Annotated in this window: 15 protein-coding genes and 1 tRNA gene; 8 read left to right on the top strand and 8 right to left on the bottom strand. The window is 62.3% G+C overall.

The genetic code is table 11. The features are described 5' to 3' along the window. From MWU54_RS04145 to MWU54_RS04135, 3 genes are all read left to right on the top strand, one after another. On the top strand, positions 1–666 hold the full coding sequence (locus tag MWU54_RS04145; RefSeq protein WP_247080950.1) for a class II aldolase/adducin family protein: 666 nt from the start codon (positions 1–3) through the stop codon (positions 664–666). A 95-nt stretch (positions 667–761) separates the two neighbouring features. Next, on the top strand, positions 762–2,543 hold the full coding sequence (locus tag MWU54_RS04140) for a gamma-glutamyltransferase family protein (protein WP_247080949.1): 1,782 nt from the start codon (positions 762–764) through the stop codon (positions 2,541–2,543). A gap of 84 nt (positions 2,544–2,627) precedes the next feature. Next, positions 2,628–3,794, top strand: a complete 1,167-nt coding sequence (locus tag MWU54_RS04135; protein ID WP_247080948.1) for a M20 aminoacylase family protein — start codon at positions 2,628–2,630, stop codon at positions 3,792–3,794. Between the two features lie 50 nt (positions 3,795–3,844). Here MWU54_RS04135 and ggt read toward each other — a convergent pair whose 3' ends face one another. Continuing rightward, positions 3,845–5,638 carry a gamma-glutamyltransferase gene (ggt, locus tag MWU54_RS04130; RefSeq protein ID WP_247080947.1) on the bottom strand — a complete coding sequence of 598 codons (1,794 nt, stop codon included), beginning with the start codon at positions 5,636–5,638 and terminating at the stop codon, positions 3,845–3,847. Positions 5,639–5,827: 189 nt separating this feature from the next. On the opposite strand from ggt, the gene MWU54_RS04125 reads away from it, so the two are divergent. Next, complete coding sequence (locus MWU54_RS04125) at positions 5,828–6,244, top strand: hypothetical protein (RefSeq protein ID WP_247080946.1); 417 nt, start codon at positions 5,828–5,830, stop codon at positions 6,242–6,244. A 68-nt stretch (positions 6,245–6,312) separates the two neighbouring features. On the opposite strand, the gene MWU54_RS04120 is transcribed toward MWU54_RS04125, so the two are convergent. Further along, positions 6,313–6,388, bottom strand: a tRNA-Thr gene (locus MWU54_RS04120). A 19-nt stretch (positions 6,389–6,407) separates the two neighbouring features. Beyond that, entirely contained in the window at positions 6,408–6,539 is a 132-nt protein-coding gene (locus tag MWU54_RS18695) for a hypothetical protein (RefSeq protein WP_281495945.1), read from the bottom strand. Between MWU54_RS18695 and MWU54_RS04115 the strand changes: the two genes are divergently transcribed. Continuing rightward, positions 6,538–7,419 carry a hypothetical protein gene (locus MWU54_RS04115; protein ID WP_247080945.1) on the top strand — a complete coding sequence of 294 codons (882 nt, stop codon included), beginning with the start codon at positions 6,538–6,540 and terminating at the stop codon, positions 7,417–7,419. The genes MWU54_RS18695 and MWU54_RS04115 overlap by 2 nt on opposite strands. A 3-nt stretch (positions 7,420–7,422) precedes the next feature. Here MWU54_RS04115 and MWU54_RS04110 read toward each other — a convergent pair whose 3' ends face one another. Continuing rightward, positions 7,423–7,683 carry a DUF2312 domain-containing protein gene (locus MWU54_RS04110; RefSeq protein WP_247080943.1) on the bottom strand — a complete coding sequence of 87 codons (261 nt, stop codon included), beginning with the start codon at positions 7,681–7,683 and terminating at the stop codon, positions 7,423–7,425. Between the two features lie 123 nt (positions 7,684–7,806). Here MWU54_RS04110 and MWU54_RS04105 point away from each other — a divergent pair, with 123 nt between their 5' ends. Then, entirely contained in the window at positions 7,807–8,022 is a 216-nt protein-coding gene (locus MWU54_RS04105; RefSeq protein ID WP_247080942.1) for a hypothetical protein, read from the top strand. 3 nt (positions 8,023–8,025) lie between these two features. Here the strand turns inward: MWU54_RS04105 and MWU54_RS04100 are convergent, their stop codons facing one another. Together MWU54_RS04100 and MWU54_RS04095 are read right to left on the bottom strand one after the other, a co-directional pair. Beyond that, positions 8,026–10,002: an enoyl-CoA hydratase/isomerase family protein gene (locus MWU54_RS04100; RefSeq protein WP_247080941.1), complete on the bottom strand. Its 1,977-nt coding sequence runs from the start codon at positions 10,000–10,002 to the stop codon at positions 8,026–8,028. A gap of 90 nt (positions 10,003–10,092) precedes the next feature. Further along, a complete protein-coding gene (locus MWU54_RS04095; protein ID WP_247080940.1) occupies positions 10,093–11,079 on the bottom strand; it encodes a glyceraldehyde 3-phosphate dehydrogenase NAD-binding domain-containing protein in 987 nt (328 codons plus the stop codon). Between the two features lie 100 nt (positions 11,080–11,179). On the opposite strand from MWU54_RS04095, the gene bhcR reads away from it, so the two are divergent. After that, positions 11,180–12,007 carry an HTH-type transcriptional regulator BhcR gene (gene bhcR / locus MWU54_RS04090; RefSeq protein WP_247080939.1) on the top strand — a complete coding sequence of 276 codons (828 nt, stop codon included), beginning with the start codon at positions 11,180–11,182 and terminating at the stop codon, positions 12,005–12,007. Here bhcR and metF read toward each other — a convergent pair. Continuing rightward, the gene (gene metF / locus MWU54_RS04085; RefSeq protein ID WP_247080938.1) at positions 12,004–12,870 is read right to left on the bottom strand and encodes a methylenetetrahydrofolate reductase [NAD(P)H]; all 867 of its coding nucleotides are present in this window, start codon (positions 12,868–12,870) and stop codon (positions 12,004–12,006) included. The genes bhcR and metF overlap by 4 nt on opposite strands. Before the next feature lie 93 nt (positions 12,871–12,963). Between metF and MWU54_RS04080 the strand changes: the two genes are divergently transcribed. Continuing rightward, positions 12,964–13,869 (top strand): LysR family transcriptional regulator, encoded by a 906-nt coding sequence (locus MWU54_RS04080; protein WP_247080937.1) that lies wholly within the window; start codon positions 12,964–12,966, stop codon positions 13,867–13,869. Positions 13,870–13,871: 2 nt separating this feature from the next. On the opposite strand, the gene MWU54_RS04075 is transcribed toward MWU54_RS04080, so the two are convergent. Then, positions 13,872–14,078 (bottom strand): cold-shock protein, encoded by a 207-nt coding sequence (locus tag MWU54_RS04075; protein WP_247080935.1) that lies wholly within the window; start codon positions 14,076–14,078, stop codon positions 13,872–13,874. Positions 14,079–14,111 lie beyond the last annotated feature (33 nt).

Raw genomic sequence — 14,111 nt, 5'->3', positions numbered from 1 at the left:
ATGCTTGACCCTTCCGATATCGAAGCCAAGAAAGACGCGCTGATCTGGTCGGCGCGGCGGTGCTTTGACCTTGGGTTGCAGACCAACGCGGGGGGCAACCTGTCGGTGCGGCTGTCATCCGGCGATGCGATTGTGATCAAGCCGTCCGGCGTTGGATTTGCCGAATGCACGCGGGACAATCTGCAGGTGGTGCATCTGGACGGAACGATAGAACCATCGGCGTTCAAGCCGTCCAAGGATCTGGATTTTCACCGCGACCTGTACCTGATCCGCCCGGATATCAACGCGATTGTGCATTGCCACAGCCCGTGGGCGACGGGCTATGCCAGCGCCGGGATCGAGATCCCGTGCCTGACCGTGCAGACGATTGAAAAGATCGGGCGGATGCCGTTGATTCCGTTGTCGTCGAATGGCGGACCGCAGACCGAAGTGGAGATCAGCCCGGTGTTCCGGGATGTCTCGGTGCGAGCGGCTGTGCTGGCCAACCATGGTACGATTGGTGTGGGCAAGACGCTGACGGCGGCGCAATATCTGGCGGAAATCATTGAAGAAACCGCGCATATCGCCTTTGTCCGCGACACGTTGATGGCCGCACATGGCAAGACGGCGGCGGACCTTCCCAGCTATGGCACGGCCAAAGACGCCAGGGCGGCTGCGGCAGGATAGGGTTTTCTGACTTTCGAACGGGGCCGGGATGATGGAAGGTGTGGCGGGGGAGAAACAGCCTCATCCCGTTTGCACCCTGTTAATCCGGAGCGCTTATGTCAGAGTTCACAACCCGTCCTGAAATCCGCGGGACATTTGGTGTGTGTACATCCACCCATTGGATCGCCTCGGCGGTGGGGATGGGGATCCTTGAAAAGGGCGGCAATGCCTTTGATGCGGCGGTTGCGACAGCCTTGGTGCTGCAAGTGGTGGAGCCGCATCTGAACGGGCCTGCAGGTGATATGCCTGCGATTTTCTATTCGGTTGAGACCGGGCAGGTCGAGGTGCTTTGTGCGCAAGGTGTGGCGCCCGAAGCGGCAACGATTGAGCATTACACCGCACAGAGTCTGACATTAGTGCCGGGCTCCGGGTTGCTGGCGACGGTGGTGCCCGGTGCGTTTGACGGCTGGATGCGGCTTTTGCGCGATCATGGCACCATGACGCTGCGCGACGTGATGCAGCCGGCCATAGATTATGCGCGCCACGGCCATCCGGTGCTGCCGCGCGTGGCGCATACGATTGCGGGGCTGGCGGATTTCTTTGCCCGTGAATGGCCCAGCTCTGCCGCGGTCTGGACGCCGGGTGGCCAAGCGCCCGAACCACATGAATTGTTCAAGAACCCCGATCTGGCCGAAACGTATGACCGGCTTGCAGCTTCGGACGGGGACACGCGGGTTGCGCAGATTGATGCGGCGCGGCGCGCGTGGCGTGAAGGGTTCGTGGCGAATGCGATCTTTGACTATCTCAGGGACGCCAAGGTCATGGATGTGTCGGATGCAAAACACGCCGCTGTGCTGGCGCGGTCGGACATGGCCGACTGGCGCGCGACCTATGAACGCCCTTTGTCCTACGCATATCACGGCTGGACCGTTCACAAGACGCAGGCCTGGTCGCAGGGGCCGGTGTTTTTGCAGACGCTTGCGCTGTTGAAGGGGATCGACATTGGCGCGATGGACCCGAACGGGGCCGAATTCGTGCACACGGTGATCGAGGCGATGAAGCTCGCCTATGCGGATCGGGAGGCCTATTACGGCGATCCGGATTTCAGCGAGATCCCGATGGATGTGCTGTTAAGCGATGCCTACAACGCAGAGCGCCGGGCGCTGATCGGAGAGACGGCGTCATTTGAGCAAAGACCGGGGCGTGTGCCGGGGTTTGAGCATCTGGCGGACGCCTATGTGGCGCGCGCGGCGCGGGATTTTCAGGTCGGGAACGTGGCCGCGCAAGAGCCGACCATGTCGCATCTGACCGAAAAGCGCGGGGACACGGTGCATCTGGATGTCATCGACCGCTGGGGCAACATGGTGGCGGCCACGCCGTCCGGTGGCTGGCTGCAAAGCAACCCGGTGATCCCGGGGCTTGGATTTCCGCTGAACTCCCGCGCGCAGATGTTCTGGCTGGAGCCGGACCTGCCCACCTCGCTGGCCCCGAAACGCCGCCCGCGCACCACGCTGACACCCAGCCTTGCCGAAAAGGACGGCACGCAACTGGTGTTCGGAACGCCGGGTGGCGACCAGCAGGACCAGTGGCAATTGATCTGGTTCCTGCGGTTTGTGCATTTCGGGATGGGATTGCAGGAATGTATGGATCAGCCGCTGTTTCATTCGATGCATTTCCAGGGGTCGTTTTTCCCGCGCGACGTGCGGGCCGGGGAAATGATGATCGAGCCCAATGTCGGCGCGGCCGTCATCGACGATCTGCGCGCGCGGGGGCACAAGGTGGTTGTGGCAGAGCCCTGGACCGTGGGCCGCCTGACCGCCGCGATGCGCGCCCCGGATGGCATGCTGCGCGCCGCCGCGACGCCGCGATTGATGCAGGCCTATGCCGTTGGGCGGTGATCCGACCCCGGAAGACTGCCGTCTTTCCTGCGGCCGCTCCGGACTGTAACACACCCGAGACTTCAGCCAAAAAGAGGACGTCCCATGCCCATTCGCAACCGATTTGCCGAACTGCACCCCGAGATCACGGCGTGGCGTCGTGACCTGCACGAAAACCCGGAGCTTCAGTATGACCTGCCGCGCACCGCCGGGTTGGTGGCGGACAAGCTGCGGGCGTTTGGCTGTGATCGGGTGGTCGAAGGCATTGGCCGGACCGGTGTGGTTGCGTTGATCGAAGGCAAGACCAACAGGTCTGGCAAGACGATTGCGTTTCGCGCCGATATGGACGCGCTGCCGATTTTTGAAGCCTCTGGCGTGCCGCATGCGTCGAAAACACCGGGCAAGATGCACGCGTGTGGGCATGACGGGCACACCGCGATGCTGCTGGGGGCGGCGCAATACCTGGCCGAAACGCGCAATTTCGATGGGACCGTGGCGGTGGTGTTTCAGCCCGCCGAGGAAGGCGGGGCAGGGGCCGAGGCGATGGTGCAGGACGGGCTGATCGAGACCTTCGGCATTTCCGAGATCTACGGTCTGCACAATTCGCCGCTTCTTCCCGAAGGGCATTTCGCCATTCGGCCCGGTGCGTTTTATGCCGCCGTCGACAGTTTCCACATCAACGTCACCGGAAAGGGCGGGCATGCGGCGCGCCCAAACAATACGGTGGACACCACGCTTGCGGCCTCTGCGATTGTCATGGCGTTGCAATCGGTGGTGTCGCGCAACACCGACCCGCAGCAGGCGGTGGTGGTGTCGGTGACGTCGTTCCGCACGGAGTCAGACGCGTTCAACGTGATCCCCGAACATGCCACCCTGCGCGGCACGGTGCGCAGCTTTGACATGGAGGTGCGCGCGGCGGTGCTGGAGCGGATCAACACCATCGCCCGTCTGACCCCGGAAAGCTATGGCGCGACAGCCGTGTTCGGGTTCGACGAAGAACCCTATCCCGTGATGTCGAACCACGAGGCAGAGACCGAGCATTGCATCAAGGCCGCCCTAGAAGTGGCCGGGGATTGCACAACAGACGCGCCGCGCACCACGGGGGGCGAGGATTTTGCCTATATGCTGCAGGCCTGTCCGGGCGCGTATATCCAGCTTGGCATCGGCAAACGCCCGGGGCTGCATCACCCAGAATACGATTTCAACGACGACGTGATCCCGACCGGGTGCTCTTACTGGGTGAGCCTGGCCGAACAGCGGCTCGCCGTGTGAGCTTCTGCTGAAGGTGGGGGTGTCTTTGGCGGGGTGCCCCGCCAGAGACGTCATTTCCCGAAAGCAATACCTTCACGCCGGGGATCGGCCCCACCGCGCAGCGTGTCGCCTACCGCGATGGCATGCAGACCCGATGTCAGCGCGCGGGTGTTGACCTTGAACCCCAGCGCTTCGAGCGGTTCAGCCAGTGTTTCCGCGTCGGTGCCTTCTTCCAGATCGTAGGTGCCGAACCGGTTCAGCAGATGCGGGGCCGAGACCGCCTGTTGGATGTCCATCCCCCAATCCAGATGCGCGATGATGGATTGTGCGACATAGCCGATGATCCGGCTGCCGCCGGGACTTCCGATCACCAGAACCGGCGCGTCATCCTTGAGCACAATGGTGGGGGCCATCGAGGAACGCGGACGCTTGCCCGGCTCAAGACGGTTGGCAATCGGCACACCGTTGCGATGCGTTCTGAATGAGAAATCCGTCAATTCGTTGTTCAGCAGGAATCCCCGGACAAACAGGCGGGAGCCAAACCCGTTTTCGATGGTGGTGGTCATCGAGAGCGCGTTGCCCTCTGCATCGACTATCGAGATGTGAGAGGTGGAGGGCAGTTCGATGCTGTCGTCATCGGCCCAGATCAGCGCGTGATCGAACTCCGGCTCACCGGGGGCGACCTCTTCCAGGGCGGTGTCACCGTTGAGCAGGTCCGACCGTGTCTTGAGGTAATCCGGGGCCACCAGACCCTTGGTTGGAACGGGGACGTAATCGCTGTCGGCCATGTAGCGACCGCGATCCGCAAAGGCGAGGCGCGAGGCATCGCCGATCAGGCGTCGCGTGTCCGGATCCATCGGGTCCCGGTCGGCCAGCGCGAAGGGCTCCAGCGTGCCAAGGATCTGCCCGATGGTCAGCGCCCCCGAGGAGGGCGGACCCATCCCGCAGACGTCATGGTTGCGGTAGGGCACACAGACCGCCGGGCGTTCAATCACCCGGTAAAGCGCAAGGTCGGTGGTGGACAAAACGCCGGGATTGCCCGATGCGGTCCGCACCGCAGACACGATGTCTTCGGCAATGGCCCCGGTGTAAAACGCAGCGCTTCCGTCCGCCGCGATCTGGCGCAGCGTGTCGGCATAGGCCTCGTTGATCAGCAGGTCGCCAACTTGCACAGGGACATCGTTGGGAAAGAAATAGCCCGCTGTGTCAGGGAACCGTTTCAGGCGGTCTGCATCTCCTTCAACCAGCGCGGCCAGTCGGGGGGAGACGGGAAACCCGTCTTCGGCCAGGGCAATCGCGTCGTCAAACAGGCTGCCCCAGTTGGCCCGGCCCCACATGCGGTGCGCAGTTTCCATCAGGCGCGGTGTGCCCGGTGTGCCGACAGACCGCCCGCCGACAACCGCATCGAAGAACTTGAGCGGTTCACCCGCCGCGTCCTGGAACAGTGTCGGTGTCGCGGCCAGCGGCGCGGTTTCGCGCCCGTCCAGCGTTGTGACCGCACCGGTTGCGGCGTCGTACCAGACAAGAAAGGCCCCGCCGCCCAGACCCGAGGATTGCGGCTCAACCAACCCAAGCGTCGCCTGAACCGCCACCATCGCATCCGCTGCCGTGCCGCCGTTTTGCAACACGCGGGCCCCGGCCTGAACCGCCCACGGATTGGCCGCAGCAATCATCCAGGTCTGCGCTTCGGCGGGAACGCCGTCCTGCTTGGCCGCCAGCGAGGCTTGCAGCTCGGGCGAGATCCCATCGAAGGCGGACACCGCGTCGGCCTCTGCTTCGGGGGCAACCGTGTCGGCGGTTTGCTGGGACAGCCCCGGAAACGCGGTTGTGGACAGGACAAGAGCAATGGAAATGGATCGGAACATGGCAGTCACTCCTTTGGATCGGGCATACCGTGATCATGGACGCGAAACGATCTATCGCAAAGACCTTTGCATGCGAAAGGAGAATTTCGGCCAGCCACTGCACGTTTTGAGGGTCTTTTCCTGAATTTGACAAAGACCTGCCGCAATCGCGCCCATCGGATTTGTGCTTCTAGGGCGGACCAGAAGTTTTTGACCGGCAAAGGAAATCGTCTTATGAAAAAACTCTTTGCTGCCGCCCTTATTGCAAGCCTTGCCTCGCAAGCGGGGGCCCAACAAATGATCTGTGACTTCAGCAGCTGGCGCGGCGCGTCGAGCAAAATCGGCAAATCGTGGACCGGCGAAAAAGTGCTGATCGACCCGCGACGCAACCTCATCCAGCGCGGTTTTTCGAACGGCTGGTACAAAGCGCAACCGATCACCAGCATCACCAAATCCCACAATTTCCTGACATATGTGACCAGAAGCCAAGAAAGGGACAGCCGTGGCCAAAGCTACTACGTCTCAATGAGCTTTCGCGTCTACACGGATGGCAAAGGAACCGCCCGGATCAATGCCGGTTCGCGCGTTCAGGACATCATGGCATCAGGCCGGTGCGCCTCTGAGTAGTCGTGTCAGCACGGCGTGGAGAGGAACGTCGCCGCAAGTGGTGGCGTGGTTCGGAGCTGTGAGTGAAGTGGTGCCCCCACACGGACTCGAACCGCGGACCTACTGATTACAAATCAGTTGCTCTACCAGCTGAGCTATAGGGGCACTGCGCGGGTGATTACTTTCACTTGATCGTCTGTGCAAGAGGCAATCTTGCGATTTTTTCGGGAAATTTTGCAGCGCCCGCAATCGCGGTTTTCTTCGCCGCCTGCGCGCGTATAGTGGCGCGCAGACAGCAAGAAAAACGAAAACCCATGCAGGTTGTCCTTCACACAGGTGTTCATGCGACCGACAGTGATCGGCTGTTCAAGACGTTGCTGCGCAACCGTGATGGGGTGCGCCCGTTGGGGACAGCGATTCCCGGGCCGGGGAAGTATCGCCGGCTGATCTCCGAGATGCTGAACGCGTTGGGGGGCGGTGCGCCGTCGCCGGGGGCGCGGGATGTGCTGCTCGACAGCATTCTGGACGAGGACAGCGGAAACGTGGATCGTTTGATCCTGTCCCATGAGAACCTGTTCTCCGTGCCGAAGATCGCGTTTCAGGGTGGGGTGGTGTATCGCAAGGCCGAGCAGCGGTTGCAGACCTGCCGGGCGCTGTTTTCGGGCGATGCGGTTGAGGTTTTTATTGCCATTCGCAACCCGGCAACGCTTTTGCCTGCCTTGTTAAACGCGACGCCGCATGAGGATATGGCGCATCTGCTGAACGGGATGGATCCGCTGGATCTTCGCTGGTCGGGTCTGATTGCCCGGATCAAGGACGCGGTGCCGGATGTGCCGGTGACGGTCTGGTGTGACGAGGACAGCCCGCTGATCTGGGGCGAAGTGGTGCGCGAGATTGTCGGAGTGACGCCGACGCATCCGTTGATCGGGGCGTATTCGCGGCTGGCGGATATCATGACCAAGGAAGGCATGACCCGGTTCCGCGCCTATCTGGCGGACCGGCCGGACCTGACCGAGGTGCAGATCCGCCGGGTCATGGTGGCGTTTCTTGATAAATATGCGGACGCGGCCAAGGTCGAACACGAACTGGATGTGCCGGGATGGGATGACACCATGGTGCAGGACCTGACCGACGAATACGAAGACGACGTCTTTGACATTGGCCGGATGCCGGGGGTGACGCTGATCACCCCCTGACGGTTACTGCATGCCAAGCGCTTCCTTGTACATGTCAAGCACCGCTTCTTCTTCTGCGATGTCATCGGGTTCGCGCTTGCGCAGCGCGATCACCTTGCGCATGACCTTGGTGTCATAGCCCCGACCCTTGGCCTCGGCCATCACCTCTTTCTGCTGCTCGGCGATGTCTTTCTTTTCGGCGTCAAGACGTTCGATGCGTTCGATGAACTGGCGCAGTTCGTCTGCGGTCACGCGGTAGTTGGCTTCGATTGCGCTGTCGTCCATATCGGGGCTCCTGTTGTCTGTCCGCGATGTCGTAGCGATGGGCGCGCGGGCCTTCAAGGGCTTGTCATGCCACGGGCGATGAATTACCGCCGCCGCAGGGAAAATGGCGTAAAGGAGCCCGACATGGACATTCTGATCTGGTCCGGTGCAGCGGTGTCGCTGCTGGGTCTGTGTGGCCTCGTCTATTCCATCGTGCGCGTGGCACGGGTGCGCAAAGCCGGGCTGAGCGATGATGAGCTGCGCGCGGCTGTTCAGGCGGTGATGCCGATCAACCTTGGCTCTCTGTTCGTGTCGGTGCTGGGGCTGATGATGGTGATCCTTGGGATCTTTCTGGGCTGAGGGTCACAGGTCATCAAAGCGCCGACCGTATTTGATGAGCTCGCGGAACACCGGGTCGGGCGTCCAGAGCGGTGTGTCGGGATGATCAAGCGCGTCCATCGCCTGTACGGTTTGCAACAACCCGTCGATCCCCGCCGCATGCATGACGCCGCCACAGCTGCGCGGAACAAGCCGTGTGAAGACAGACACTGTATCGATATCGCCCGCGCGGGTCACCATCTGATCGCGCAGCATCTTGGCACCTTCATTGGCCAGCGCCCCGATGATCAGACGAATGATCACCGCAGGCGGCATATCCGACTGCGGCGCGCGTGCGGTGTTGAGAATCTGGGTGACATCGGGGTCCGGGCTGGCGAGGCCCGCGTCGTCATACTGGTAGACCCCCAGATGAGAGGGTTTGCCGTCGCGGCCAGCCTCGACCAGGCGCGCTGACCAGTTCTTACAGCCGGGCGCGCGATCCTGACGGGCGACGACGGCCAGTCCTGACAGATCGGCCAGTTCGAAGGGCGGATGGGCCATGCCCCAGTCGCGCAGTGCGGCGTCGATGAAATAGGGGGATTGGCCAAGGTCAACCAACGCGTCCGCTGCGCGCCACAAGACGGATTTCAAACGCTCTGACAGAACCGGGCCATCCGTTTTCTGGACAGACGCCAGTTTGGACATGCGCTGCATTAACGCCAGTGTTGTGCGTTGGTCGGTGTCGGTGCTGTCGGGGCCAAAGCCGATTTCGGCCAAGGGCGCCGTGATCACCGGGAACGCGAAGTTCAGCAGCACGCGCGGGTCGGTGCCGGGCAGGCAATGCGCCACGGGAACCTCTGCAGGCAGGTCGAGGCCACGCTGACCCCGCGCGGCGCGCAGGATGATGTCTGATCCGGCCAATGTGTCCGGTGCCGCCCCGTAGCGCAGCGCGGATTGATAGGTTTTGGCGCGGTCGGGGCTGAAGCGGCCATGGACCACGGCGTCCTGCAAGAGCGCTTGCAGATATCCGACGCTGTCGCGCTGCTGGTCCGGGTTGCGGATCAGCCAGTTGACCCTGAGCCCGCTTGTCAGGGCGGTCATGACGATCTGGGTTGCGTGGGGACCGCCGCCCAGCACACCTACCGTGTCGAGCGGGGGAAGGTCGGCGCGCCGGGTTGTGGCTGCGACGGCTTGTTCGGCATGAAACAGGTGAGCCAGTGCGCGGGCCTGATCGGTTTCGGCACAATCTTCGGCGGCGGCCTCTTCGAATGCGAGGCCTGCCGCCATTGGCAGAACGATGGAGGCTTCGACCGCCGCGATGATTTTCTGATGCGCCACTTCCGAGGATGTGGCCGGATCCTTGCGCGCCTTGGCGATGGCCGCCTGGAACGCCGCGGTGTCAGAAAACCCGCTGCGCAGGTTGGCCGTCGGGCGCAGTTTGGCGGGGTGCCCGTCGAGTGGCGCGACGAACTGGCGGATGGCGTGGTCGATTGTGCCGTCGAAGATCTGATCCACCAGCGGGCTGAGTCTGTCCGAGGTAAGCGGCAGCAATTGCCCGCCAAGCAGCAGATCAAGCGCGACACCCGCGCCGGCGAGGCGGGGCAGTCGCTGTGTTGCACCGGCGTTTGGCACCTGACCCAAGCGGGCGTTCGGGAACCCGATGCGGGCCGCGTTGTGGGCCAGCCGGTAATGTGCGGCCAGCGCAAGTTCGGCCCCGCCGCCCACGACTGCGCCGGTCAGAACAGCCATAACGGGTTTGGGATGGGTTTCGATTGTCAGGCAAACATCGGCCAGCAGGTTGCTGCGGTCATCGCCCCCACCGCTGGGCGTGGTGATGCCGGATGGAAACCCGCTTGCGGTGCCGCTGAGCACAACAAGGTCGATCGTTTCGTCTGTTTCGAGCTTGGAAAGCGCGTCTTGCAGGGCGGACAGGACAGATGCGGTCAGGCGTGCCGTCGGGCCTGCGTCGAGCACGACATGTGCAACGCCGTCGCGGATGCGGGTCTCTGTTTGTGCGCCCATCTTCTGCTCCGATGGCCTCTGGCGGCGTTTTCGCCTGTTGTTTCCCGCACATTAGAGGTCAATTCGGGCAATCTGGCAAGAAATCGCGGATCAATCGGCGCGTTTGTGCATCATTCGGGCGACATCGAGCATCCGTGCAGAGAACCCCCATTCGTTGTCATACCAGCCAAAGATGCGGATCTGGTCCCCGGTGACGAGCGTTTCGGCAGGCGCGATCACCAATGACTCGGTCCGGGCGCGCAGGTCGACGGACACGCAGGGGTCTTCGACCAGCCCGATCACCGGGTTGGCGTCGGCGATGTTGCGCAGCGCGTCGGCGGCGTCGCTTGGCGGCTGGTCCAGCCGGACGATCAGGTCAACGGCAGAGACGCTGATCGCGGGCACCCGGATCGCGGCACCGGTGACGCGGCCGGCCAGATGCGGCAGCACGCGGTCCACCAGACGGGCCGCACTTGTGGTGGTGGGCACCATGCTGACCGCCCCGGCGCGGTTGCGCGCAAGATCCGGTCCGCGCGGGGCGTCCACCATGGGCTGGCTGCCGGTGTAGCAATGCACGGTGGTCATATGGCCCTGCACCAGCCCAAAGCGATCATCAAGCGCGCGCAGCAACGGCGCGACGGCGTTTGTTGTGCAGGAGGCGTTCGAGACGATGGTCGACGCGCCGATCTGATCCTCGTTTGCGCCAAGCACAACCGTCACATCGGCGATGTCGGACGGGCCAGAGATCAGCACGGCACGGGCCCCGGCGGTCAGGGCGGCCTCGGCTGTTGCGCGCTGTTTGAGCGCGCCTGTGCAATCCAGAACAAGGTCCACACCATCAAGTGGCAGGTCAGCCAGGGCCACACCGGTCAGCAGCGGGATGCTGCGCCCCGCGGCAACAAGCGCTCCGTCACGATAGTCAGCACCGCCGGGCAGGGGGCCAAAGACGCTGTCATATTTGAACAGGTAGGCGCAGGTTTCGGGGGCGGCGAGGTCATTGATGGCCACAACCTCGATATCGGCATGGGCCGGATTGGTGAGGATCTGGCGCAGGATCACCCGGCCAATTCGTCCAAATCCGTTAATGAGTATGCGCATCGGACCCGTCCTTACCGAAATTCACGAATGGTGCGTTCCGGGTTGCATATCAACTCGGAATTTTTCAAATAGTAAAAGTGTTTTTTGTATCGAGACAATTATGACCGCAGATGCCACACCGGAACGCCGCGCGCGGGGACGCCCCCGCGCCTGGGGCGACACCAGCGAACAGAACAAGATCAAGTCGCTGGATCGGGCGCTGGTGATCCTGGAACGGCTCAGCACCCATGGCGGCGCGACGCTGACGGAACTGGCAGAAGACCTGAAACAATCGCCTGCGACGGTCTACCGGGTGCTGTATACGTTCGAGGCGCGCGGGATGGTGGATTTCGATCCTGCCACCCAGACCTGGCACATCGGGGCAGGGGCGTTTCACGTCGGATCCCAGTTCCTGCGGCGGACCTCGCTTGTCGAACGGGCGCGTCCGTTCTTGCGCACGCTGATGCAGCAAACAGAGGAAACCGCCAATCTGGGCATCACGAGGGACGGTCAGGTTCTGTTTCTCAGCCAGGTCGAGACGCACCACAATATCCGGGCGTTTTTCCCTCCGGGGGCGATGTCGCCGATGCATGCGTCCGGGATTGGCAAGGCTTTGCTGGCGCAGATGTCGGACAAGGACGTGGCGGCGATCGTGCGTCAGCACAAGCTGCCCGCCTTTACCGACCAGACGCTTGCCACGCTTGAGGCGCTGGCCGCTGATCTGCACGCAACGCGGGTGCGCGGCTATGCGCTGGATGCGGAGGAAAAGAACGACGGAATGCGTTGCATCGCGGCGCCTGTGTTCGACATGCACGGCGAACCGGTTGCCGGTGTGTCGATCTCGGGACCCTCAGCGCGGATTCCGGATGATCGTGTCGAAGACCTTGCCGATGTTGTGAAATCGACAGCCGCGCAATTGACCACAGCGCTGGGCGGTGTCACGCCTTAGGCGACGTTTTTCAGATCGACCTTTGGATCTACGCCAAGCGCATGGCAGACTTCGCGGGTCAGTTCCGGCCGATTCAGGGTGTAGAAGTGCAGGGCGTCCACGCCGCCATCCAGAAGGTCCGAGCACAGTTCGGTGCAGATCGCGGTGGCCAGCAGATCTTCGCGCCCGTCCCGTTCGGCCTTTTCAAACGCATCCACAACCCAGGACGGAATATGGGTGCCGCAACGCTTGGCAAAGCGAACCGCGCCTTTCCAGTTCTCGATGGGCAGGATTCCGGGGGTGATTGGTTTGTCGATCCCGGCCTTTTCGCAGGCATCGCGGAAGCGGAAGAAGGTGTCGGCCTCGAAAAAGAACTGCGTCAGTGCTTCGGACGCGCCCGCATCGAACTTGCGCTTGAGATAGGCAACATCCGCCGCCGGGTCCGAGGCTTCGGGGTGGGTGTCGGGGTAGGCACCGACGCGAATGGTGAAATCGCTGGTGTCGTTCAGCGCCGCGATCAGGTCGACGCTTGAGCCAAAGCCGTCGGGATGCGGCTGAAACCCGTCAGAGCCTTTGGGGGGATCGCCGCGCAGGGCGACAATGTCGGTCACGCCCGCTTCGGCAAAACCCTTGGCGATGCCCAGGGTTTCGTCACGGGTTGCGTTCACGCAGGTCAGATGCGTGGCCACTTTGAGGCCGGAGGATTTGTGCAGCGTCGCCACGGCCTCGCGTGTCAGATCGCGGGTCGTTCCGCCTGCACCGTAGGTGACGGACACGAACCGGGGGCTCAACGGTGCCAGAACCTGCACCGTGTCCCAAAGCCGGAAAGAAGCTTCGAGGTTTTGTGGAGGAAAGAATTCGAACGAAATGGCCGGTGTGGTCATGATGCTGTCCCAACTAAGTTCGGGGACTTGTCGCACAGCCTCCAATGTGAGACTAACTCATAAATCTAATCACTAACATGAAGATGGTTGATAATGCACATCGAGTTTCGTCACCTGCGCACGGTCAAGGCCATCTATGAATGTGGCGGGGTGGCCCGGGCTGCAGATCAGTTGAACATTACGCAATCGGCGCTCAGCCACCAGATCAAGGCGCTGGAGGATCAGGCCGGGGTGGAACTGTTCGTGCGGCGCTCCAAGCCGATGAAACTGTCGGCGGCCGGGATGCGGTTGCTGCGGTTGGCCAATCAGGTCTTGCCGCAGGTCGAGGCGCTGGTCGAGGAATTCGAGGGGCTGCGCGACGGGTCATCAGGGCGGATGCATATCGCCATTGAATGCCATGCCTGTTTCGAATGGCTGTTTCCGGTGCTGGAGGCGTTTCGTAAGAGCTGGCCGGATGTGGATGTGGATATCCGTCCGGGGCTGGCATTCGACGCCTTGCCGGCGTTGCAGAAAGAAGAGGTTGATCTGGTCGTGTCGTCCGATCCCGAAGAGATACCGGGGGTCACCTTCACGGAACTCTTTGATTACAAGGCGGTATTCGTCGCGTCCGCGTCCCATCCGTTGGCGGAAAAGCCCTATGTCGAGGCCGAGGATTTTCGCGGGCAGACATTGATCACCTACCCGGTGGAACGGTCGCGGCTGGATGTGTTCAGCCAGCTTCTGACACCGGCCAAGGTGGAACCGGCCTCGGTACGGCAGGTCGAATTGACGGCCGTCATCCTGCTCTTGGTTGCATCAAACCGGGGCGTGGCCGTGTTGCCCGACTGGGTGGTGCGCGAGGTCAAGTACAGCTCGGACTATGTCACGCGACCGCTGACCGAAACCGGCATCACGCGCCGCCTTTATGCGGCCACGCGAACGGTGGATACGGACAAACCGTTTGTGTCGGACCTGATCAAACTTGCGCGCAAGGAGGCAACCAAGCTGCAAAGCCAGTGAGCCTAGGCCATTTCGATGTTGGAGGCCATCATGCGGCCATCGCGGCCTTCGGTCATTTCGAAGCTGACTTTCTGGTTGTCGGTCAGACCTTCCAGACCGGACTGCTGCACGGCCGAGATGTGGACAAACACATCCTTGCCGCCGTCGTCGGGCGAAATGAAGCCATAGCCTTTTGTGGTGTTGAACCATTTCACGGTGCCGTTGGGCATGGGTCCGTGTCTCCTCTTATCGTCACGTCTTGA

It is taken from the genome of Marivita sp. S6314, from assembly GCF_023015985.1.
Taxonomy (GTDB): Bacteria; Pseudomonadota; Alphaproteobacteria; order Rhodobacterales; family Rhodobacteraceae; genus Marivita.
This window is presented reverse-complemented; position numbering and strand designations above follow the sequence as displayed.